The following is a 23256-nucleotide window of genomic DNA, read 5'->3' as shown; positions in this document are numbered from 1 at the left end:
CAATATAATTAATGAGCACGTTTAATGATAAACGTGGAAAAATCAGCCAAGTTTCGGGTGTTGTAAGGCAATGCCGTGAGCGCAGTGAGTGCTTGCTCAAATAATTGCTGCTCTTTTTTCAAGGCGCCATCGAGTCCTAGTAAAGAAGGATACGTAGATTTGTTCGCTTCAAGATCAGATCCGGCAGGCTTTCCCAGGGTTTCTTCGCTACTGGTGATGTCGATGATGTCATCATGGACTTGATATGCAAGGCCGATTTGTTCAGCAAATTGCTGCAAACCAGCAAAGGTTTGCTCGGGTAAATCTTCGCGACAACTTGCCGGCATCAATATAGACGCTTTAAGTAAAGCGCCGGTTTTTAATTTATGGATGGTTTGCAAATGCGATAACGATACTTGCTCACCGGTCGCGGCTAAATCCATAGCCTGACCACCGCACATCCCTTGATAGCCAGTGGCATGGGATAACTGCTGCATCAAATTCACATGGGTTTGTGCACTGATACTGCTAAAGCTGTGATTGGCAAGAATATCAAACGCCAATGATTGCAAAGCATCACCCGCTAAAATCGCCGTCGCTTCGTCAAATTTAATGTGACACGTCGCTTGACCACGACGTAAATCGTCATCGTCCATGGCAGGCAGATCATCGTGAATTAATGAATAAGCGTGAATGCATTCAAGTGCCGCGGCAATAGGGTCGATGTCATCTAAATCCAAGTGCAACATATTGGCGGTGACATAAGCCAAATATGGGCGCATGCGTTTTCCACCAATCAATAAACCATATTGCATGGCATCAAATAGACGTTGATCGTTAATCTCAAGGTTATCTAATTGCAGCTGCAGATAGGCATCAATGCGCTGCTGATAATGTGCAAGGTTTTCCAGTTGCATTAAAGTTCGCTATTGTCATCTTGAGTGAAGTTGGCAAGGGTTTGGTCGCCATTTTTGTCCAACAAAATTTGGATTTTTTGTTCGGCACCATCAAGCTTTTGTTGGCTTGCCTGACTTAAAGCCAGACCGCGTTCAAACAGTTTCATCGAATCTTCGAGTGACAAATCGCCTTGCTCTAGGCTGGTTACGATTTGTTCAAGTTCGTTGATAGACTCTTCAAAGCTTTGATTTTCAGGCTTTTTCACCATGCATACCCTTGTCATGTCGAGTAATACTCGAGCGAGTTCATTATTAATCGGCCATTTTAACCTGTATTTGCCATAAATGGTATAGACTTTAAATACATAGATGCATTAGCACATCTTGTACGCCATAGTGTATAATGCGCCAGTTTTTTAGTCGCCCGGTTTTGATAATGAAGTTTATCGTAAAATTACAACCTGAAATTACCATAAAGTCGCGCCCAGTGCGCAAGCGTTTCACGAAAATCCTTGAATCGAATATTAAAAACGTACTACGCCGCGTTGACGAGCAAGTCCGTACCAAAATGAATTGGGACAATATTGAGGTTACCAGCAAGGATACCAGTGAAGACAATCGTATTAAGATCATTGAAACTTTAAAATGTGTGCCTGGTATTACGCATTTTTTAGAAGTTATCGAATACGACTTCGACTCGGTACAAGACATTTTTGAAAAAACCTTAGCAGTGCATGCCAAAACCATTGAAAATAAGAGTTTTTGTGTGCGTGCTAAGCGTACTGGTGAACATGATTTTTCGTCGCTGCAAATTGAGCAATACGTTGGTGGTGGTCTGAACCAAAACGTCGAGTCGGCGCGGGTGAAACTGAAAAAACCTGATGTCACTATTCGTCTTGAAATAAATAGAGACAGACTATTTATTGTCAGTGAACGTCATCAAGCACTAGGTGGCTTTCCGATTCCTACCCAAGAAGATGTGTTGTCATTAATGTCTGGCGGTTTTGATTCTGGCGTTGCCAGTTATCAACTGATCAAAAAAGGCGCGCGAACACATTTTTGTTTCTTTAATCTTGGTGGTTCTGCCCATGAACTTGGCGTTAAACAGGTCAGTTATTATCTGTGGAATAAATACGGTGCATCTCACAAGGTGAAATTTATCGCCGTTGATTTTGAACCTATCGTTGCCGAAATTCTGGAAAAAATCGAAAACGGCCAAATGGGCGTTGTGCTAAAACGCATGATGATGCGTGCAGCGACCAAAGTTGCTGACAAAATGGGCGTTGAGGCGCTCGTTACCGGTGAAGCGCTTGGCCAAGTATCGAGTCAAACGTTGACGAACTTAGGGGTTATAGACCGAGTTACCGAAAAGCTGATTTTACGTCCACTAACGGTGTATGATAAACAAGATATTATTGATATTGCTCGTCAAATCGGTACCGAAGATTTTGCTAAAGTGATGCCGGAATATTGTGGTGTTATATCGCAAAAACCAACGGTAAAAGCGGTGCTGTCTAAGATTGAAGCAGAAGAAGCCAATTTTGACATGAGCTTGATTGATCAGATGGTTGAGCAAGCTCGTGTGATGGATATTCGCGACATCGGCAAAGAAACCGAAGACGAAGTGCAAACCATTAAAGAAGTTGAAATGGTGGAAAGCGCGGGCAGTGAGCACGTTATCCTCGATATTCGTAGCCCAGAAGAAGAAGATGCCAACCCACTTGAACTGGATGATGTTGAAGTAGAGCACATCCCGTTTTATCGCTTGGCAACTCAATTTGGCGATTTACCGCAAGACAAGACGTACTTGTTGTATTGTGACCGTGGCGTGATGAGCAAGCTACAAGCATTGTATTTGCATGACAATGGCTTTATGAACGTAAAAGTATATCGTCCATAAACGCATTAAAGAGTTTACAGAAAGCCCGCTACAAATGATTTGTAGCGGGCTTTTTTTATGCCTTTTACAATGTCATTTAAGCTGATGTTCCAAGAGAAAGCACCGATAGCTCAACAGCCTGCCTGGTAAGTAAAACAAGGGATTTGTACTACACTGACAAATAACCTTAATAACAATAACGAATGACTTGGAGAAGTTATGATGAATACAAAAATAACATGTATTGCAGCGGCCGTTTCCATGTCACTTGGGCTGAGCAGTTGTGGTGGCGGTAGTGACAATGATAACGACCCCTTGCTTGTGATGGTGCCATTTTCACTAGGTATCTCTGATGCCCCCGTTGATGATGCCAAAGAAGTTGTGATAGCCATTGACCAAATTCGTTTGATCCCTGTTGATAATGATGACGACGACGACGACGACGACGACGACGACGATGACGACGACGATGATGACGATGACGACGACGATGATGATGACGATGATGATGATGATGATGATGATGATGATGATGATCGCCAAACCGTTGTTATCGATAGTTTCGACGGTGAAGATATTGTCAGCATTAACCTATTGGACTATACCGGTTCAGATCAATTAACCATCATCAGTGAAGACGACGATATTGAGGTTGCCGTTGGTGCCTACCGAATGGAGTTGGTGGTTGTAAATAATATGTCCTGGGTTACCTTGGACGATGACGTGCAATATGATTTGAAAGTCCCCAGCACTCGCTTAAAACTAGGGCGGTTTGACGTGGTTCTTGGTGCCAGTGAAACTGAGAGCGGCCCCGCCTATACCGTCGAATTTGATTTACGCAAATCTTTAGTCCAGCGTGGTGTCGATCCGGCGCAAAACGGCTTTATTGTAAAACCGCACGGGGTGCGAATTACCGGCAGTAGCAGCAGTGGTCACATCGAAGGCGATGTCGATCTAGCGGCGGTTATTGAGTTATCCGAGCTCAATGGCGATATGCCAACGTGCACTGGCTTAACGCATACGGTTTACCTATATCAGGGCGATCAAACCGGTAATGAAGCGAGTCTTATCGATAATATCGACAGCGACGATATCGACTATGTCATGCCCACAGATGAAGACTTTCCTGCAAATCCAGTAGAGCCATTTGCTAGTACGTTAGTTGTGATGGACGACGATGACGATGACGATGACGAAGGCGATGATAGCGATGAAGGGGACGTAGAATACGAGTATGAATTTGGTTTTGTCCCCAATGGTGAGGGATTTGCTGTTGACGTCGACCCTAATGATGCCATTTATACCGTTGTATTAGCTTGTAATGTTGGTGGTGATGGCTATATCGACGATCCCGTGCAATATGATGGTTTACTCATTGCAAACCCAGTAGGTCAAGCGGCGGTGGTGAAAGTGATCACCGGTGAAGAAGTCGAGCAAGACTTCCCTATTGGTGATGACAGTGATGATGATTAGCCATATCGACTGATAGGCACATTGAAAGCAACAAAAAAGCCATCTCTTTTAGGGGATGGCTTTTTTAATGAGGCTTAAATGTAGATTACAAATCTAGCACACGCTTACCTTGTTTAAAGACGATATCTACGGGAATGTTGGCCGCTTCTAACTTTGCCAAATCGGCGGCTAGATCGTCTCGTATTATGCCCATTTCTTTAACCATGGTAGCGACGCCTTGATAATCACCATCACCTTGCAAGGTTAAGATCAACTTGGATAAGGAGTCGATGGCTTTGCTCATTTTGTCCATGTCGACACGATAAAAACCTTGCTCGTCTTTGGTGAAAGCACCTTGGTCGGCAAAATAGTTAAAACGCACCATGTTGGCCTTGCCGTGGGCGCTAGAAGCACCAAAGCGCACAGAGCGGAATATGCCGGCCATAAAGGTGGTGTAGTAGTCTTTTAATTCACCTTCAGTGATGACCTTCTTCTTAAGCAGTTGACGCACCATATACAAGCCAAGAATATCCGCTTTACCTTCTTCTAATGCAGATGCGTGCTCTTTTAAGGCGCTACGAACGGTACCTTTTTTATTGATGGTATTTTTGATGCCTAAGCCGTGGGCAACTTCATGGAACATGGTATTGGCAAAAAATGCGGTGAAAGTGACATGTTTGCGGTCTTCTTCGCTGACTAAGGTGTCGGCAATTGGCAGCATAATGGTGTCGAATTTAGCGCGCATTGCGTTTTTAAGCTGCAAGCGTCGCGTGCCTTTTTGCAATTGTACCTGCTCATCGTTCGGTAGGTTGATGGCGATGGTTTTAGAGCCAGCGTTGGAGTGACCAGCATAATAAATGACATCGTAGGCATTAAGATCGGCATCCGCACCTGGTGTTTCAGCTTTGTATTTTTTACTTACCGGTAACCCTTTTTGCAAACTTGGTAGGTGCTCAGCGTATTTGGCTAATCGTTCGCTCCAGCTTAAGTCTTTGACCAGAACATAGGATTCAAACCCAGCACGATAACCGTACAGTAAGTCTTCATAGGTTTCGATAGGGCCGATGACCACATCTATCGGGTTGTTTTTCATATCCATCCAAGCAAAATCGGATGGCTGATAATTATCATTTAGAAACGCTTCGGCACGCATATTAAGGTAGTTGGCAAACTCGGTATCTTCGGCATATGTGGCGGCTTTTTTCAGCAATGCTGCCGCACGCTCTAATTGTTCGGCGTAGGCTTCTGAGTATGGCAATGAGTATAATTGACCTTTTTGATTACGACGTACAACCGAATAGAGCGATTCTTTACCTGCAAAGTCCGCTGCGTCGAATTCATCTTTGCTCATATCGGCAGGGTAGAATTGCGCGCCCATAGGTTTGACATCAATATTACTTAAGAATGGCTTGTCACCTTGCAATCGATCCCAAGGGCCATAGTTAATTTCAACAAAACGCTTGGTTGCCGGATCTTTGATACTGGCTAAAAACGCGGCTTTATTGTCACCAAACGCTTGCTGCCAAAATAGCTCATCCATTATTTTCGATGCGTCTATTAGAATCGACAGCATGGTTCGTTGGTTGTCGCTTAAGTGCGATAAATCGGCGGATAAGGTGACTTCTTGATAAATATTTAAACGAGATTCGGCTTGCGGTAATAACTCATGGGTTTGATGCTCAGCATCTTTGTTATTACATGCGAAAAGACAGGTTGTGACTGCGATTGCTGCTGCAATTTTTGCCAACTTCATAGTTTTCCCCAGTAGTATTTTAATTATTTGTGAGTGCATGACGCACTATAGTGTTTAGAAGAATAAAAATTATTGACCGAATAAGCAACTTGTTGCGCAAAATGATTGTCATTTCGTTGGTTGTCCGTGGCAGCGAACATTGGACTTGCCACAATTCCTCTGTTATTAATTAATTGAACAGGCGGCACTTTTGCAATTGTACAGACGAGGGAAGAATTATGAGACATGTAGTAATTTCATTTTTGGGTGAGGATCGTCCTGGCTTAGTTGAGAAGTTAGCAGCGATTGTGAAACATCATGGCGGTAACTGGCAAACCAGTAGCATGCGTCATTTATCTGGTTTTTTTGCTGGCATTCTGGAAGTCATGGTTGCCGAACAAAATGCCGAGGCTCTGGTAAATGACCTACAAGGCTTTGATATGTTGGATATGAACATTCAGCTAAGCAAACCTAGTAATTACGATGACAGAACCATCTCTATTGATATAACTGCCAATGATCGTCCTGGTATTATTGGTGATATTTCTGCGGTGATACATAAAGCCAAAGGTAATTTGGTTAAATTGGTAAGTAGCCAGGGCAATGCACCTCATTTTGGTCAGCCAATATTTAAAGCATCAGCCATTGTTGCGGTGACAACGGACCAGCAAATAGAACAACTTGTCGATGCGCTTGAAGGTATCGAAGATGATTTAATTGTTGATTTGAATATCTAGCGGCAGTGTTTATTTGCGCTTGATAGGTTGAGAATCAGATAAAAAAATGGCCCTTAAGGGCCATTTTTATCGATAATCGTTTGCGCTAATTAAAGCGACAAACCTAATTTTTTGAATTCTTTTTCTACAACGTCTGCTGGAAGTGGAATGTAACCATCTTTCTCAACAATTTTTTGACCTTGCTTTGATAGAACCATCTTCAAGAACTCTGCTTCTTTCGGAGCAAGTGGTTTGTTTGGGTGCTTGTTCACGTAAACGTATAAGTAACGTGATAGTGGGTACTCACCAGATACTGCATTATCCATGTTTGCTTCAACATAGTTAGTGCCTTTCTTGCTTAGTGGTAAAGCACGAACACCTGACGTTTTGTAACCAATACCTGAGTAACCGATACCGTTAAGGGACGCTGAAACAGATTGTACAACAGACGCAGAACCAGGTTGCTCGTTTACGGTGTTTTTGAAGTCACCTTTACACAACGCTTTTTTCTTAAAGTAACCGTAAGTACCTGATACTGAGTTACGACCGTAAAGTTGGATGTCTTTAGCTGTCCATTCACCGTCAAGACCTAATTTACCCCAACGGTCAGCATCTTCAGAGCCTTTACATTTGCGGTTTGAAGAGAAAATCGCATCAACTTGCTGGATGCTTAGGCCTTCAATTGGGTTATCTTTATGAACGAATACCGCTAGCGCATCGATAGCAACACGAACCGCTGTTGGCTTGTAACCAAATTTCTTTTCAAAAGACTGAATTTCTTTCGACTTCATTTTGCGGCTCATAGGGCCCATGTTTGAAGTGGCTTCAGTAAGCGCTGGTGGCGCAGTAGAAGAACCGGCCGCTTGAATTTGAATGTTTACACTTGGGTAAGTGCGCTTAAACTCTTCAGCCCAAAACGTCATCATGTTGGCAAGAGTATCTGAACCTACAGAAGATAGGTTACCTGAAATACCACTGGTTTTTTTGTACTCTGGCAAGTTTTTGTCAAGAGCTAGCGCATTTGAACTTGCTAAAGTTGCTACAGCTAAACCAACACCGGTTAGTAAACTTTTAAGTTTCATAGTTATTCTCCAAAGAGTAAAAGTATTAAGTCAAAATCTTTTTGATGGTGCAGATATTAAATTGTCAATGTGACATTTTTATTACAACTTTGAATTTTTTTATTTTTTACCTTTATGACGTTTTTTTGACGTATATATGTCAACTTTCATAAATCGTTCATATAAACCCTACTCATTTAGGCCGGTAAAATACAACTCATATTTCCCTATTTAGGTGTTCTGGTACCGGTTTTTAAAGGCTTTACAAGTTTACATAAAGTAAGAATAATCGCTTGGATTACATGTGGTTACAGGGTTGTACATTGTGTCACATTTGTTACAGTTCGATTTAACCTGTCATTAACACGTCATTAAAGGTTAATGAAAATTTCAAAAATATTACACATTGTCACAAAAGTGTAATATTGCCGTGGCAAACTAGCCGCAAATATCACTGGTAACCAGTAATAACAATTTTTTGTTTTTGTTTAATAGGGTAAACATAATGAACTTAACTAAAACAACTATCGCGCTATCACTAATGGCTGCTATGAGTGCACCTGCTTTTGCTGCTGAAGAAATCAGCTTCTACGGTAAAGCTAACGTTGGTCTTCAAAGCTCTGATGAAGGTGGTGAGTCTGAAACGGAAGTTAAATCAAACGCATCACGTATCGGCGTTAACGGTGAACTTAAAGTAAACGATGGTTTGTCTGTAGTTTATAAAGCGGAAGCTCAGCTTGAAATGGCTGATGATGAAGCTGACAACATCAAAGCTCGTAGCCAATACGTAGGTCTTAAAGGTAACTTAGGTACTGTACTTGTTGGTCGTAACGACACCATGGTCAAACAATCTCAAGGTAAAATTGACCTGTTCAGCGATTACGAAGGTGACATCAAACACCTTTGGAAAGGTGAAAACCGTATGGGTGAAACGGTAAGTTACATCTCTCCTAAGTTTGGCGATTTTTATGCCGGTTTTACCTATGTAGCTGAAGGTGATAAAGACCAGAAAGCCAAAAACGAAGGTGATGCTGGTTTTTCTGCGGCGTTGATGTACGGTGATGCCAAGCTTAAAAAATCAGACTGGTTTGCATCTGTCGCTTTCGATAGCGAAGTTGAAGGCTATGACAATATGCGTGCTAGCGTACAGACTAAAATTGCTGGTATCAAACTTGGTCTGATTGCACACAGCCAAGAAGAAGTAGAGTCAGGTGATGAAACTACAGGCTTTATGGTAAGCGCAGCATACAAAATCAATGACTTCACCTTAAAAGGTCAAGTGCAAACCGCTGAAGAAGACTTTGGTGATGATGCAGAGTTCATGTCTTACTCAATCGGTGTTGATTATGCCTTAGCGAAAAACGCTAAATTATTTGCTTGGGCAACCTCTATTGATAACGACGAAGATGTGACTGGCGAAGATGACAGCACATATTTGTCAACGGGTATTGAATACAAGTTCTAAGAACACCTTTTTCAATGTCATAAAAAGCCATGCTTTCGAGCATGGCTTTTTATTTTAAATTTTTGTTTGTAAACGATTAATGTTCATTTGCCAGAGATTATCGAAAATCGTAAATGTTTTTGCTTCGCTGTCTGAGGAGCGATATAGTTAGCTATAATTAACAGCAGTAAATATGTGATGATTTTATGACGACTGTCATAAAAGTGTCATTATAGACTGGCAGAATGATGGCGTAACTAATGAATAAATTGATTATGGAACCGCTATGGAACGACGAATTCTTGTAGTTGAAGATGAAACCCCAATTCGTGAGATGATTACCTTTGTGTTAGAGCAAAATGGCTTTAACCCAATTGAAGCCAAGGACTATGATGAGGCAAAAGCGCTATTAACTGATCCGCTTCCTGACCTGTTGTTGTTAGATTGGATGCTGCCTGGTGGCAGCGGCCTAAAAATAGCTCGAGAGGTCAAGCAGCAGGAGTATACGCGCAATATTCCTATTATTATGTTAACGGCTCGCTCAGATGAAGACGACAAAGTTCGCGGTTTTGAAGTCGGTGTTGATGACTATGTCACCAAGCCTTTTTCGCCGAAAGAATTGATTGCTCGTATCAAGGCTGTTATTCGCCGCGTCGCACCAACTGCCCTTGAAGAGTTAATTGAATTTAAAGGGCTATCACTTGATCCTGTATCACATCGTGTTTCGATTAATGAGGCACCGATTGAATTAGGTCCAACTGAATTTAAAATGCTGCACTTTTTTATGACCCACCCTGAAAGGGTCTATTCGCGTGAACAATTACTTGATAATGTATGGGGCACCAACGTCTACGTTGAAGATCGTACCGTCGATGTTCACATACGACGTTTACGTAAGTCTATCGCGGGTCAAGGCCACGATGAATTCGTACAAACGGTTCGTGGTGCAGGTTATCGATTTTCTAGTCGTGTAAACTAGCACCCAACATGTTGAGAGATTAAACATCAACTATGATATTTCGATTTTCTGCGCAGCAGTTTGTTGTTAAGCAGTGCCTGATTCTGCTGGCGAGTGGCCTAATTGGCTACTGGCTAGGCTATTTTTGGCTTGCACTGTTTGTTGTAACTGCGGCAACGCTGGCCTGGCATTACAAATTTTTGCTCGGCTTGATCAAATGGTTATGGCATAAAAATTTACTGTATCCGCCAGAATCAAAAGGTATCTGGGGGCATGTCTACGATGGTATTTATCGCCGCATTAAAAGCTACCGTAAAAAACAAAAACAGCTGAATTTGCGTATTCGCCAATATCGTGATGGTGCTGAAGCACTGCCCGATGCGGCGATTGTGTTAGATTTATATTTCAATATTCGCTGGTCGAATAAAAAGGCAAACCGATTGCTAGGGGTGCGCTGGCCACAAGATGCTGGGCAGCGCATAACAAACTTGGTGCGCTCACCGGTTTTGAACAAATACGTTAAGAAAATGGATTTTAGTGAACCTTGCTCTATAGTTTCACCGGACTCGCCTGAACAACAAATTGAAATGCGCTTTATGCTATATGGCGAAGACCAATACTTAATGTTGGCACGCGATGTGAGTCAAACTAAGCGTCTTGAAAAGATGCGCCGCGATTTTGTTGCCAATGTCTCCCATGAGCTAAAAACACCGCTTACGGTGATGCAAGGCTATGTCGAGGTAATGCTCGATCAGGACGATATCAGTGAGCAATGGCGAAAAAGCTTAGATACGGTGCAAACTCAAGTCTCGCGTATGGATCGCTTGGTACAACAACTGTTGGTGCTGTCTAAAGTTGAAGTGCCAGCAGAAGAGGATAGCCGCCATAACGTGCATCTACCAAAACTGCTTGATAAAGTCATGGAAGATGTTCATTGGCTTAACAAACAAAAAGGCCACGAAATTGCGGTCGAGATTGATCCAAGGTTGGGTATATTAGGTATCGAATCGGAACTGAAAAGTGCCTGTTCTAACTTGATTGTTAATGCCATGAATTATACTGGCACTGGTGGACGCATTGATATCTGTTGGAAAAAACAAGGCGATTACTGCCTGTTTAGCGTTAAAGATACCGGCTGCGGCATCAGTGAGTTTGATATTTCTCGCTTAAGTGAGCGCTTTTATCGCGTCGATAAATCTCGTTCTCGTGATACCGGCGGAACCGGGTTAGGTTTGGCTATCGTTAAGCATGTGGCGGCCAATCATAACGCTGAATTATTGATTGAATCACAGCTTAATCAAGGCAGTACCTTTACCATCAAGTTTCCAGCATCAGATTCATTTACTATCCGCAAATTAGAATCCGCTATCAATTAACCCTTTGTTATCAATTAACTCTTGGTTATCAAGTTAAGGGCAGAGCGCCTGATTGTGTGTGCGCTCTGTCCGATTGATTTGCGGCAATCTAGTCAATACCCTTTAAAAAATAAAATGTTGGTTTGCGCTTAGAAAATGGCACCTAGCAATAGGTGGATGATGGTTATCGCAAACGATGCGATCAAGGTTGTTTTTAGGTCTTTTATTTCAAAATCATCAATTATTTGATCGGTAAGCCAAAGCAAAAAGGCGTTTAATACAAAGACAAATAAGCCGAAGGTGATTAAAATCAATGGCATAGAAATAATGGCGAGAAACCAATACAGCAACAGATCAGCTACCGAGTAAACTATCGCAACGATCACGGCGGTTAGCGGGCTCTTTAAGCGAATCCCTGTCATTAGTCGAGATACCAAAAAAATAGATATACTTAGCAACACTAATTTGGTTATCATTTCCTACCTTATCCTTTATTACGATTATTATCCTTACCTGTTGTATCAGGTTGGCCAGGGAATTTCATCATGTGGTTTAAAAATTTATATATTTTTGCGTTTACCCGACCTTTTACTACCAGCGAGGAAGAGCTGGAGAAAGCATTACAAGAACATGTTTTTGCACCTTGTGCCAAAACAGAGATGTCACGCTTTGGTTGGAGTAGCGCCTTAGGTAAACACGGCGATAGATTGTTACATCACGCCAATGGTTGTATTTTATTGAACGCTCGTAAAGAAGAAAAGCTTCTTCCTGCCGCGGTGGTAAAAGAGCAGTTGGAAGCCAAGGTGGCGCAACTTGAACAAGAGCACAGTCGAAAAGCAACCAAAAAAGAGAAAGAACAATTTAAAGAAGACATTACCTTTGAATTACTACCACGCGCATTTTCTCGTATTTCTGATACCCAAGGTTATATTTGCCCTGACAAAAATATCATTGTCATTAACAGCAGTTCACGTAATAAAGCTGAAGACTTTTTAGCCTTGTTGCGTAAATGCTTAGGCTCATTACCAGTCACCAGCTTCGCGCCACCAGCTGGTGCTGAAACGGTGATGACCAGTTGGTTATTAGAGCAAAATTTACCAGAGCGTTTTGTCATCGGTTTTGAAGGTGAACTCAAAGCCCTCGGTGAAGATGCGGCAGTGATTAAGTGTAAGAATCAGGATTTGTTATCTGATGAAATCTTAGCGCATTTAAATACCGATAAGCAGGTGGTAAAAATAGCCTTTGATTATGAGCAAGTCTTGTCGTGCATTTTATGCGATGACTTGTCAGTGAAGCGTGTTAAGTTTCATGAAAGCGTATTTGAACAAAATGATGACATCGACAACGATGATATTTTGGTCAAAATTGATGCCGACTTTACCCTAATGACCGGTGAGTTGAACAAATTTATTGACGACATGTTAGCGCAATTCGATTTGGCGACAAATAGTTACCTCGAATCTTAGTCTAACGTCATGTGCTAAGGCACTGAAATACCTACCTTTTGAAGGCGCGATTACACTTGGTTACAGCTGTTAACCTAATGTGTATTGCGCCTTTTTGCTATCGGCATTAAAATAGCGCTCCAATTTGAATATCCAGACAAAACTTAGGGTTTTATACATATGTTGACGCCAGAATTATTATCACCTGCCGGTAGCTTAAAAAATATGCGTTACGCCTTCGCGTATGGCGCAGATGCGGTTTATGCCGGTCAACCTCGTTATTCACTGCGAGTGCGTAATAATGAGTTCAACCTGGAAAACCTTAAGCTGGGTATAGATGAGGCGCACGAGTTAGGAAAGAAACTCTATGTGGTAAGTAACATTGCCCCACATAACGCCAAATTGAAAACCTACTTACGTGATATTGAGCCGGTTATTGCCATGAATCCTGATGCCTTGATCATGAGTGATCCAGGTATGATCATGATGGTACGCGAAGCGTTCCCAGATATGGCGATTCACTTATCGGTACAGGCCAATGCGGTCAACTGGGCGACGGTTAAGTTTTGGCAGCAGCAGGGCGTCGAGCGTGTTATTTTGTCCCGTGAATTATCGTTAGATGAAATTGAAGAAATCCGCATGCGTGTGCCAGAAATGGAACTTGAAGTGTTCGTTCACGGTGCTCTATGTATGGCTTACTCTGGTCGCTGTCTGTTATCGGGTTACATCAACAAGCGTGATCCTAACCAAGGTACATGCACAAATGCCTGTCGTTGGTCATACAATGCTCATGATGCCAAAGAAGATGAACATGGCGATATCATTGCGGTGCAACCGCAGCAGCCTATCGCTGGCGCTGAGCAACCTGAAATTTGGACACCGGATATGGCCAAGCAAGAGCAACAGCCAACGGATGAAGTGTTTTTATTGCAAGAACAAGGGCGCCCAGGCGAGTATATGCCGGCGTTTGAGGACGAGCATGGCACCTACATTATGAACTCAAAAGATCTTCGTGCAATTGAACATGTTGAGCGCTTAGTGAAAATGGGCGTACATTCATTAAAGATAGAAGGTCGCACTAAGTCTTTCTATTACTGTGCCCGTACCGCGCAAATATACAAACAAGCAATGAATGATGCAGTGCAAGGTCGCAGTTTCAATGAACGCTTGAAGCTTGACTTAGAACACTTAGCAAGTCGTGGTTACACTGAAGGCTTCTTGTCTCGCCACCGCCATGATCAATTGCAAAATTATGAGTACGGTTATTCCAAATCTGACAGCCAACAGTTTGTTGGTGAGGTAATGGGCCGTACCGACGATGGTTTGATTGAAATTGAAGTGAAAAACAAATTCTTAACCGGTGACGAAATCGAATTAATGACGCCAAGTGGTAACAAGAGTTTTGTGCTTGAGCACATGCAAAATCGCAAAGGTGAAGAAGTCACCGATGCAAAAGGCTCGGGTCATATCGTGCAAATTCAGTGCGATACAGACTTAGACTTGGAGTACGCGATCATCATGCGTTATTTAAACCAGGGTGAGACCACACGTCACCCATTTGCACAAAATCAGGCATAAGTGCTGCTTTCATTAAAAGTGGACGATAGGTTTTACTATGGCTCTTAAAATACTCGATACCTGCATTAACTGTGATATGTGCGATCCAGAATGCCCCAATACCGCTATCTTTATGGGCGATGTCATTTATGAAATCGACGCCGATCGCTGTACTGAATGTGTTGGTCATTACGATACGCCACAATGCGTCGCGGCGTGTCCTATCGATTGTATCAAGCCCGATCCAGAGCGAAAAGAAAGCGAACAAGAGTTATTACAAAAATGCTTTGAATTACACGGTGTCGAGTCGTAACGTGCACATGATTAAGGCATTACTAGATTAGTTCGTTTATGGAAATACTTAGCTCGTATGGCGCGGTTGCCACGTTTTTGTTGATTTTTGTTGCCGAGTTTGGTGATAAATCACAACTGGTTTGTATGACACTGGCAGCAAAATATCGCGCTCGACCGGTATTGTTTGGCGCCATATCGGCGTTTGCCATTCTCAATGTTATTGCTGTGTTGTTCGGTGCCAGTTTTGCCAATTTTATCGACCAACGTTACTTAAGTATTATTGCTATCGTATTGTTCGCTTTGTTTGCAATATCAAGTTGGCGTGATGCGCACCATGACGATGACAACGATGAAGGCAAGCTTAAGGTCGGTAAACACATCAGTATGTCAGCATTTACCTTGATTTTTGCCGCAGAAATGGGTGATAAAACCCAATTAGCGGTAGCGACCCTAAGTACCACGCAACCACCTCTTATGGTGTGGATTAGCGCAACCCTGGCGTTAGCAACAACCTGTGTTATCGGTGTCATCGTTGGCAAAAAGTTACTCAATCGTATTAGCGAACAACTGCTCAGTAAAATGGCTGCGCTATTATTTGCCACATTTGCGGTCATTACCGCCATAACCACCTTTGCCTAGTTCTGCTTAGTTCTTAATACTTAGCACTTAGCACTTAGCACTTAGCAATTAGTCCTTAGCACTTAGTCCTTAGCCCTTAGCCCTTAGCCCTTAGATTCGACACTTAAGTCCCTCTTTGCCTTGGGGTTCTTGCCTGATATACTGATTTCTTTAGCGTTAATTTAACTTTTACTATCGATCATGTCGGTCAATCGGACAAATGAACACATCAGACACGTTACGCTGCCTTCGTTTTTAAGGCGAGCATTGCGCGCCTTTGAATTAAAAGCACTTATTCGTGACAGTGGCAGTGAGTTGAGCCGCATTGGCCGCTCTCGCAATTGGCGACTCAGCGCCAGTCGTGAACAGTTGTTTAAAGTGATTGAATCGATACGCAGGGTAGATGAGCCAAGCTGGCAATGGGTGATCACCTTACTTGAAAAAAAATTAGGCGATTTTACCCAAGACGACATTATTAATCTGGTAAAGCGCAACCCAGGTATTACCGTTAATGAATTGGTTATTCTTGCCAATTGCACCATAAGTGAAGCGCGCAAAGCCATCGATGCTTATGAATGGATGGATTGAGATAGCAATCGCTGCTGATTGAGCATAACATCTCTATTTGTTAGCGGCTTTCTCACGGTTATCTGGCAATTATTAAAACAAAAAGGTCAGCGTAGAAATACGCTGACCTTTTTAATATTAGCCTTGTTTGGAATTACCAGATTTTTACACGTTGCTCTGGAGCCAGATATAATTTAGCGTCTTTTTCAACGGCAAATGCACTGTAAAATTCAGGCACATTTCGCACTGTACCATTGACTCGAAATTGAGCCGGAGAGTGCGGATCGGTGCCAACCAATTGGCGCAATAACTCTTCACGATATGAACCGCGCCATATTTGACCAAAGCCTATCAGGACACGTTGCTCACCAGTAAAACCATCGATCACCTGCGCATCTTCACCGATCAGTGATAGTTTATAGGCTTTCATGGCGATACTTAGGCCGCCTAAATCACCAATGTTTTCGCCCAAGGTAAAGGTACCGTTAACATTCAGATCATCAAATACTTGATATGAGTCGTATTGTGCAACAAGGGCTTGGGTGCGTTTTTTAAACTCTTCTTTATCGGCTGGTGTCCACCAATTACGCAGTACGCCATCGCCATCAAAGGTTGAACCCGCATCGTCAAATCCGTGACCAATTTCATGACCAATGACCGCGCCAATACCACCATAATTTACCGCGTCATCGGCGTTCATATCAAAGAACGGTGGTTGTAATATGCCCGCTGGAAACACGATTTCGTTAAGCGGTGGGTTGTAATAGGCGTTGATGGTTTGTGGGTTCATCTGCCACTCTGATTTATCCACCACGCGGCCTTGACGGTCTAGGTTTTGTTGATATTGAACCAAAGCCGCACGTTCAATATTGCCGAAGTAGTCATCGGCTTTGATTTCCAAATCACTGTAGTCTTTCCATTTGTCAGGGTAGCCGATTTTTGGCGTAAATTTAGATAACTTATCGAGTGCTTGCTCTTTGGTCTCTGGGGTCATCCACGTCAAGTCTTGAATGCTGCGGCGATAAGCCAAAATAAGGTTATCAACCAAGTGTTGCATACGCGCTTTTGCTTCTGGCGGGAAGTGGCGAGCCACATAGACTTTACCAACAACCTCACCTAAGGTGCCGTTAACCACATTGACACCACGTCGCCACATCGGGCGCTGTTGTTTAGCTCCCCATAAGGTTTTGGTGTAAAAATCAAAGTTCTCTTTATCTATGGCGCTGGTCAAGCGAGAGCCATTGGCACTTAGCGCTTTCCAGGTTAAAAACGTTTGCCAGTCGGCAATCGAGGTTTGGCTGATAATGCCATTTAACGCTTTCATGTAATCGATTTGAGTGATCACTAAACCATCGATGGTGTCTATGCCGGCTTCTTGTAAAAAGGCACTCCAGTTAAAGTCAGCCATTATCTGCGCAAGATCTTCGCGTGGCACTTTATTGTATAGCGCCACCATATCGCGGGTTTTCTCTTTTTCCATATGAACCTTAGCAAGCTTTTGCTCTAGGTCATATATTGTTGCGGCGGCCTGTTTGCCTGCATTAAAACCGGCAAGATCAAACATATTTTCAATATGTTGCAGATATTTATCACGTATATCTGCCGACTTGTCATCTTCTTTAAAGTAGTATTCTCGGTCCGGAAGACCTAAACCGCCTTGCCAGGTGTACATCATGTAGGTGTCTGGTTCTTTAAAGTCGACGTACTGACCAAGCGCAAATGGCATGTTGTAGCCGCGTTTATTGGCAGTCGCAAAGTACACGGCTAAATCGTCATAATTAGCAATCGCACTGATTTTGCCAAACTCAGGTTGCAATGGTTTGACGCTGAGCGCATCACGAGTTTTCATATCCATATATGAGTTATACAGATCACCAACTTTTTGTTGGTCAGAACCCGGTGCAAAGTCGCCCTTCGCAGATTCTTCGATAATGATTTTAACGTTATCTTGCGACGCATCTCTAAGTGTCGACCAAACACCGACACTGGATTTGTCCTCAGGGATGGTGGCGGTTGCCATCCACTTCCCATTCACGTATTGATTAAAATCATCGCCAGGATTTACCGAGGTGTCCATGTATTCGGTATAAATACCAGAACTAAGTTCTGGTAGGGTGGTATCCGTTTCATTTGCTGTGGTGTCTTCGCCATTAGAGCAGGCTACCAATGCAATCGTCATTAGCGATAATGACACAGGTTTTATATAGTTCATTGAATTGTCCCTGTTAATCGTATTGATTGAATTAACTACTTGTTATCAATCATTTATTTTTAAAAAGGTATAGCTTCGCTTATTTACTATAGAGCAAAAAACAGGCAAGTCGAGTTGTTGATATATTTCATTACAAATTAACCACGGTTGGCCATGTGATGGCGAACAGTCAAAACAGGCCATGTGATGTAACTTACTAAGATAGAAAACAAAAACGCCTGATAATATCAGGCGTTTTTCAGTTTTACATGCATCCAAGTTAATACAAAGGCGTATTACTTGGTAATGCGCTTGTATTTCATGCGATGTGGTTCGTTCGCTTGTGGACCAAGAGTTTTCTTCAACCACGCATCGTACTCGGTGTAGTTACCTTCAAAGAAGTTCACTTGACCTTCGTCACGGTAATCAATGATGTGGGTAGCAATACGGTCTAAGAACCAACGGTCATGGGAAATAACTAACGCACAGCCAGGGAATTCCAATAGGGCTTCCTCTAGCGCACGTAAGGTCTCAACGTCCAAGTCATTGGTTGGCTCATCCAACAGTAATAAGTTACCGCCGGTTTTCACTAGTTTGGCTAAGTGCACACGGTTGCGTTCACCACCAGACAAGTCACCAATGAATTTTTGTTGATCGTTACCTTTGAAGTTAAAACGACTAACATAAGCGCGCGCCGGTACTTCATAGTTGCCAATACGAATGATATCGGCGCCCTCTGAAATTTCTTGATAAACCGTGTTGCTATCAACCATGTCGTCACGGAACTGATCAACGGACGCTAATTGCACGGTGTCACCAACAATAACATTACCACTATCAGGTTGTTCAGCACCGGATAGCATTTTAAACAGAGTTGATTTACCCGCACCATTCGGGCCAATAATACCGACGATAGCCCCTTTTGGAATTGAAAAACTCAAATCGTCAATTAATACGCGATCACCATATGACTTGGTAATGCCTTCAATATCCAGTACTTTGTCACCAAGGCGTGGCCCCGGTGGAATGTATAGTTCGTTGGTTTCATTACGCTTCTGGTTTTCTTGGCTTTGCAGCTCTTCAAAACGGGCCATACGAGCTTTTGACTTTGCTTGACGACCTTTAGGATTTTGACGAACCCATTCAAGCTCTTGCTTAATGGTTTTAGCCAATGCATTTTCTTGGCGTTTTTCCATTTCAAGACGAGCGTCTTTTTGTTCAAGCCAAGATGAGTAGTTACCTTCCCATGGAATACCTTCACCACGGTCAAGCTCTAAAATCCAACCCGCGACGTTATCTAAGAAGTAACGGTCATGGGTAATCGCCACAACGGTACCTGGGTAGTCGTGCAAGAAGCGCTCTAACCAAGCAACAGACTCGGCATCCAAGTGGTTAGTAGGCTCATCGAGCAACAACATGTCTGGTTTTTCTAATAATAAGCGACACAGAGCAACACGGCGACGTTCACCACCGGATAGTACTTTGATTTTTTGATCCCATTCAGGCAAACGCAAGGCATCGGCAGCGCGTTCTAGAGCGTTTTCAATGTTATGACCGTCATGAGCGGCAATAATGGCTTCAAGTTCGCCTTGCTCTTTGGCCAAGGCATCAAAGTCAGCGCCTTCTTCAGCGTATTCCATATACACTTGATCAAGACGTGCTAAGGCATCTTTTACTTCAGAAACTGCCTGCTCAACAATTTCACGTACCGTTGCTTCTTCATTCAATTCTGGCTCTTGCGGCAAGTAGCCCACTTTTGTACCAGATAACAATTTTGCATCGCCATCAAACTCGGTATCGACACCGGCCATGATACGCAGCAAGGTTGATTTACCAGCACCATTTAAACCAAGCACACCAATTTTGGCGCCAGGGAAAAATGAAATTGAAATATCTTTTAGAATGGTTTTTTTCGGAGGTACCACTTTTGAAACGCGGTGCATCGAATAAATAAACTTGTCAGGCAATGCCATCAGAAAACCTTTATCAGAATTAGAGTTATGAATATTGGCGTTATTTTAGTTGATCGGCCTTGTTTGTTACAACTAATTTGATGTATTTCATAACAGACAAAATGGTATTCACCGTATCGCTATCACTCGCGTCGATTTTCATCGGGCTATGTTTTTAATATTCACTGACAATATGTTATAAAAGTATTTATCTATTCATCGATCATAAAAAGTGAATTAATGTCGTTCATTGATTCGATAACTGGCCTGAAACAATTCAAATGTTTTTGCATTCGCGTTGTTGGAATAATCTGTATTTGTACGGTGATTCCAGCGTTTGCTGAGGTCGCTCAGTTTGATCAGAAAATGCAAAGCATAAACGCATTGGACGACGCTTTGCAGGCGCAAACACAATTGCAAATGCTGTTGTCAGAGCAAGCTATTTCTTCGAAACAGACAGAACAAGTTTACCGAGCACTGGCGATGAGTTATTTCCAAAACGGTAAAGGCGAACACGCGTTAAAGATCGCACAGCAAGGCTATGATTATGCAACGCGTCAGCAGTTACCAGAGATGGCAGCGCAATTTGCTAAACTCACCGGCATTTTTCATTATTTTCAAGGCAGTTATAACCAGGCGTTAGAGCACTATAATGACGCTATTGCCTATTACATTAACGCTGATAACCCCATTCAGCTTGCGCACTTATACAATAATGTTGGTTTGGTTTTGGATAACAAAGGCGAGCCAACTAAAGCTTTGACTGTCTACAAAAAAGCCAAAGTTATATACGATGAAATCGGCGATGAAAACGATAAAGTTGATATTGCCTTTAACATTTCCGGTCTTTATTTGACACTGAAACAATACGACAAAGCGTTGCAAGTTTTGCCAGGTATTATTGCCGCGAGAGAACGAATGCAACGACCCGCAGATGTCGCCCTAGCTCACAGTAATATAGCCATTGCCTTTAAATATTCAGGTGAATTTAAACAAGCTGAACAATACACCTTTAAGGCTATAGAATACTATCTAAGTGAAAATAAATTTTATGACTTGGCTAGCCAATACAATAACTTAGCCGACCTTTATACGGAAATGCGTGCGTTTGAAATGGCTGAGGATTACGCACAAAAGTGTTTGCATCTATCACAGCAATACGAACATATGAATTCTTATTCTAATTGTTCGTTTATTAGTGCCCAGATCAACTATTACCATGGTGACTATCAAACGGCGCTAGACTTTGCCAGACGTTCATTAGACTTGTCTATTTCACAACAAGATGAACACCTAGAGCTCGCTAATCTGGAAATTTTGTCGCTTATTCATGCCGCACTTGGTCAACCACAGCAAGCATTTACATATTATCAGGATGCAAGAAATGGCTTGTTTAAAGTAGCCAATGGGCAATTGACTAAAGAGTTGGCTAATTTTGAGTCTGAACAGCTCAACTTGCAACTTGCCCATGTTGAAAAACAACGTCAACTGGAAAGCCAAAACAACATAAAACGCCAACAAGCCAGAGATTTATTAACCCTGGTTTCGGTGATGTTATTAGTGGTTGTATTTTTAGCCTACCGAAAGCATCGTCACAAAAAATACACCAAACAATTGGAGCTGTTAGTAAAAGAGCGAACGGCCAAATTGCAGCAGACGACACAACAATTAACTCAGGCGAATCTAATCAAAAGCCAGTTTCTGGCGAACATGAGCCACGAAATCAGAACACCACTTACCGCTATTATCGGTCAATCTGAGTCGATTATGTATGACGAAGTGCAAGTGGAAGATATTGTTACCGAAGTAAGTGCAATCCACAGTAACAGCAAACATTTATTGCAGTTGGTTAATGACATACTTGATTTAAGTAAACTCGAAGCCAATAAATTGGTACTTAATCGTACGGCAACGGATATTTCGCTGATATGTAGCGATTTGCAAAATATCTTTACCGAGCAGGCAAAACAAAAAGGCATTGAATTTTCAATTAATAATCAACTCCCCAGTCCTTGTGTTGTCGCAATAGATTACCTGCGCTTTAGCCAAATCATCATTAACCTGTGCTCTAATGCGATTAAATTTACTCATAATGGTCAAGTTAAGGTTGTTATCGGTTTCGATGATAAACGTCTACAAGTCAGTGTTTTAGATACCGGTATCGGTATGCAAAAAGAACAATTAGCGAGTATTTTTGACAGCTTCACCCAGGCCGATAGCACCATAAACCGTCGTTTTGGTGGCAGCGGATTAGGTTTGTATTTATCAAACCAGTTAGCCAAATTAATGTCAGGTAGCATTGGCGTTGAAAGTGAAGTTGGCCGAGGCAGTCGTTTTACTTTCGTTATGGATGCAGAACAACTGACGCAGCAAGATAGGGAAATCAGCACACAAGAACTGCAAGACGTTATTAGCCAACCACTTGTTGGCAATATATTGATAGCGGAAGATCATCCGGATAATTTGCGTTTTATTTCACGTTTGCTAGAACATATGGGCTTGCATGTCTTTCAAGCCAGCAATGGCTTACAAGTATTGAATATCGTTGCTCAGCAGCCTGTAGATTTAATATTACTGGATATACAAATGCCACAAATGGATGGACTGGAAGTCCTACAAAAGCTGCGCAGTTCAGGCTACACAAAACCGGTTATTGCACTAACAGCTAATGCCATGGCTCATGAAGTGAGAAAATATCTTGATCTCGGTTTTGATGAACACCTTAAAAAGCCCATAGAGCGTAATTCATTTATTCAATGTGTTGCGAAATACTATCAAGTCCCCTTGTCTGAACAACCGTTCTTCGCTGCCGATTCTATGCAACCAGAAAGCTATGAGGATTTGAACCTTAGCTTTCAACAAAAACTGCCCATCTATGAACAGAAAATAGGCCACTACTATGCCGCTCAAGATTGGCAATCATTGCAGCAGTTGGTTCATCAAATTGCCGGTGCAGCATCTGTGTTCGGTCACGAAAACTTGTCAAATTTGGCTATTGCTCTGGACAAATTACTTAATCAGCCAGAGCGTGATTGTGGTCATGAAAACGGCCAATGTGACGACTTGGTTATGCAGCTTAGAGCGGCACTGAAAGCGTGATTCATTATTTATTTCGGCTTGTTGACCTATAAACGAGCCAACAAGCCTCTGCCAATATTAA

General features: G+C 42.4%; 19 protein-coding genes. 12 read left to right on the top strand and 7 right to left on the bottom strand.

Annotated elements, in window-relative coordinates; translation table 11 throughout:
- Positions 1-8: 8 nt before the first annotated feature.
- Together ispA and xseB are read right to left on the bottom strand one after the other, a co-directional pair.
- Positions 9-896, bottom strand: coding sequence for a (2E,6E)-farnesyl diphosphate synthase (ispA, locus tag E2K93_RS03510; protein ID WP_135437763.1), 888 nt, complete (start codon positions 894-896; stop codon positions 9-11).
- A complete protein-coding gene (gene xseB, locus E2K93_RS03505; protein ID WP_135437762.1) occupies positions 896-1144 on the bottom strand; it encodes an exodeoxyribonuclease VII small subunit in 249 nt (82 codons plus the stop codon). The genes ispA and xseB overlap by 1 nt, the downstream gene beginning before the upstream one ends.
- Positions 1145-1311: 167 nt before the next feature.
- Here xseB and thiI point away from each other — a divergent pair, with 167 nt between their 5' ends.
- Positions 1312-2775 carry a tRNA uracil 4-sulfurtransferase ThiI gene (thiI, locus tag E2K93_RS03500; protein ID WP_135437761.1) on the top strand — a complete coding sequence of 488 codons (1464 nt, stop codon included), beginning with the start codon at positions 1312-1314 and terminating at the stop codon, positions 2773-2775.
- A 198-nt stretch (positions 2776-2973) separates the two neighbouring features.
- Complete coding sequence (locus E2K93_RS03495) at positions 2974-4227, top strand: DUF4382 domain-containing protein (RefSeq protein WP_228445470.1); 1254 nt, start codon at positions 2974-2976, stop codon at positions 4225-4227.
- Positions 4228-4312: 85 nt separating this feature from the next.
- On the opposite strand, the gene E2K93_RS03490 is transcribed toward E2K93_RS03495, so the two are convergent.
- Positions 4313-5959 carry a dipeptidyl-peptidase 3 family protein gene (locus tag E2K93_RS03490; RefSeq protein ID WP_135437760.1) on the bottom strand — a complete coding sequence of 549 codons (1647 nt, stop codon included), beginning with the start codon at positions 5957-5959 and terminating at the stop codon, positions 4313-4315.
- Positions 5960-6177: 218 nt separating this feature from the next.
- On the opposite strand from E2K93_RS03490, the gene E2K93_RS03485 reads away from it, so the two are divergent.
- Positions 6178-6675 carry a glycine cleavage system protein R gene (locus tag E2K93_RS03485; RefSeq protein WP_135437759.1) on the top strand — a complete coding sequence of 166 codons (498 nt, stop codon included), beginning with the start codon at positions 6178-6180 and terminating at the stop codon, positions 6673-6675.
- 89 nt (positions 6676-6764) lie between these two features.
- Here E2K93_RS03485 and E2K93_RS03480 read toward each other — a convergent pair whose 3' ends face one another.
- Complete coding sequence (locus E2K93_RS03480) at positions 6765-7736, bottom strand: PstS family phosphate ABC transporter substrate-binding protein (protein ID WP_135437758.1); 972 nt, start codon at positions 7734-7736, stop codon at positions 6765-6767.
- A gap of 484 nt (positions 7737-8220) precedes the next feature.
- On the opposite strand from E2K93_RS03480, the gene E2K93_RS03475 reads away from it, so the two are divergent.
- The 3 genes from E2K93_RS03475 to phoR all read left to right on the top strand — a co-directional run bounded on the left by E2K93_RS03475 (position 8221) and on the right by phoR (position 11493).
- A complete protein-coding gene (locus E2K93_RS03475) occupies positions 8221-9180 on the top strand; it encodes a porin (RefSeq protein ID WP_135437757.1) in 960 nt (319 codons plus the stop codon).
- A 265-nt stretch (positions 9181-9445) separates the two neighbouring features.
- Positions 9446-10138, top strand: a complete 693-nt coding sequence (phoB, locus tag E2K93_RS03470) for a phosphate regulon transcriptional regulator PhoB (RefSeq protein ID WP_135437756.1) — start codon at positions 9446-9448, stop codon at positions 10136-10138.
- A gap of 32 nt (positions 10139-10170) precedes the next feature.
- On the top strand, positions 10171-11493 hold the full coding sequence (gene phoR / locus E2K93_RS03465) for a phosphate regulon sensor histidine kinase PhoR (protein ID WP_135437755.1): 1323 nt from the start codon (positions 10171-10173) through the stop codon (positions 11491-11493).
- A gap of 128 nt (positions 11494-11621) precedes the next feature.
- On the opposite strand, the gene E2K93_RS03460 is transcribed toward phoR, so the two are convergent.
- A complete protein-coding gene (locus E2K93_RS03460; RefSeq protein WP_135437754.1) occupies positions 11622-11948 on the bottom strand; it encodes a phage holin family protein in 327 nt (108 codons plus the stop codon).
- Positions 11949-12017: 69 nt separating this feature from the next.
- On the opposite strand from E2K93_RS03460, the gene rdgC reads away from it, so the two are divergent.
- The 5 genes from rdgC to E2K93_RS03435 all read left to right on the top strand — a co-directional run bounded on the left by rdgC (position 12018) and on the right by E2K93_RS03435 (position 15974).
- Positions 12018-12938 (top strand): recombination-associated protein RdgC, encoded by a 921-nt coding sequence (gene rdgC / locus E2K93_RS03455; RefSeq protein ID WP_135437753.1) that lies wholly within the window; start codon positions 12018-12020, stop codon positions 12936-12938.
- Positions 12939-13097: 159 nt separating this feature from the next.
- Entirely contained in the window at positions 13098-14495 is a 1398-nt protein-coding gene (yegQ, locus tag E2K93_RS03450; RefSeq protein WP_135437752.1) for a tRNA 5-hydroxyuridine modification protein YegQ, read from the top strand.
- Positions 14496-14532: 37 nt separating this feature from the next.
- Positions 14533-14787 carry a YfhL family 4Fe-4S dicluster ferredoxin gene (locus tag E2K93_RS03445; RefSeq protein ID WP_135437751.1) on the top strand — a complete coding sequence of 85 codons (255 nt, stop codon included), beginning with the start codon at positions 14533-14535 and terminating at the stop codon, positions 14785-14787.
- Between the two features lie 38 nt (positions 14788-14825).
- Positions 14826-15407: a TMEM165/GDT1 family protein gene (locus E2K93_RS03440; RefSeq protein ID WP_135437750.1), complete on the top strand. Its 582-nt coding sequence runs from the start codon at positions 14826-14828 to the stop codon at positions 15405-15407.
- Positions 15408-15587: 180 nt separating this feature from the next.
- Entirely contained in the window at positions 15588-15974 is a 387-nt protein-coding gene (locus E2K93_RS03435; RefSeq protein WP_135437749.1) for a ribosome recycling factor family protein, read from the top strand.
- Positions 15975-16107: 133 nt separating this feature from the next.
- Here the strand turns inward: E2K93_RS03435 and E2K93_RS03430 are convergent, their stop codons facing one another.
- Together E2K93_RS03430 and ettA are read right to left on the bottom strand one after the other, a co-directional pair.
- Positions 16108-18165 (bottom strand): M13 family metallopeptidase, encoded by a 2058-nt coding sequence (locus E2K93_RS03430; RefSeq protein WP_135437748.1) that lies wholly within the window; start codon positions 18163-18165, stop codon positions 16108-16110.
- 275 nt (positions 18166-18440) lie between these two features.
- Positions 18441-20117 (bottom strand): energy-dependent translational throttle protein EttA, encoded by a 1677-nt coding sequence (ettA, locus tag E2K93_RS03425; RefSeq protein WP_135437747.1) that lies wholly within the window; start codon positions 20115-20117, stop codon positions 18441-18443.
- Positions 20118-20336: 219 nt separating this feature from the next.
- Here ettA and E2K93_RS03420 point away from each other — a divergent pair, with 219 nt between their 5' ends.
- Entirely contained in the window at positions 20337-23195 is a 2859-nt protein-coding gene (locus tag E2K93_RS03420) for a sensor histidine kinase (RefSeq protein WP_135437746.1), read from the top strand.
- The last annotated feature ends 61 nt before the right edge of the window (positions 23196-23256 follow it).

The sequence above is a fragment of the Thalassotalea sp. HSM 43 genome, assembly GCF_004752005.1.
Lineage (GTDB): Bacteria > Pseudomonadota > Gammaproteobacteria > Enterobacterales > Alteromonadaceae > Thalassotalea_A.
Note: the sequence above shows the minus strand (reverse complement) of the source record. Positions and strands in the feature narration are given on the sequence as shown.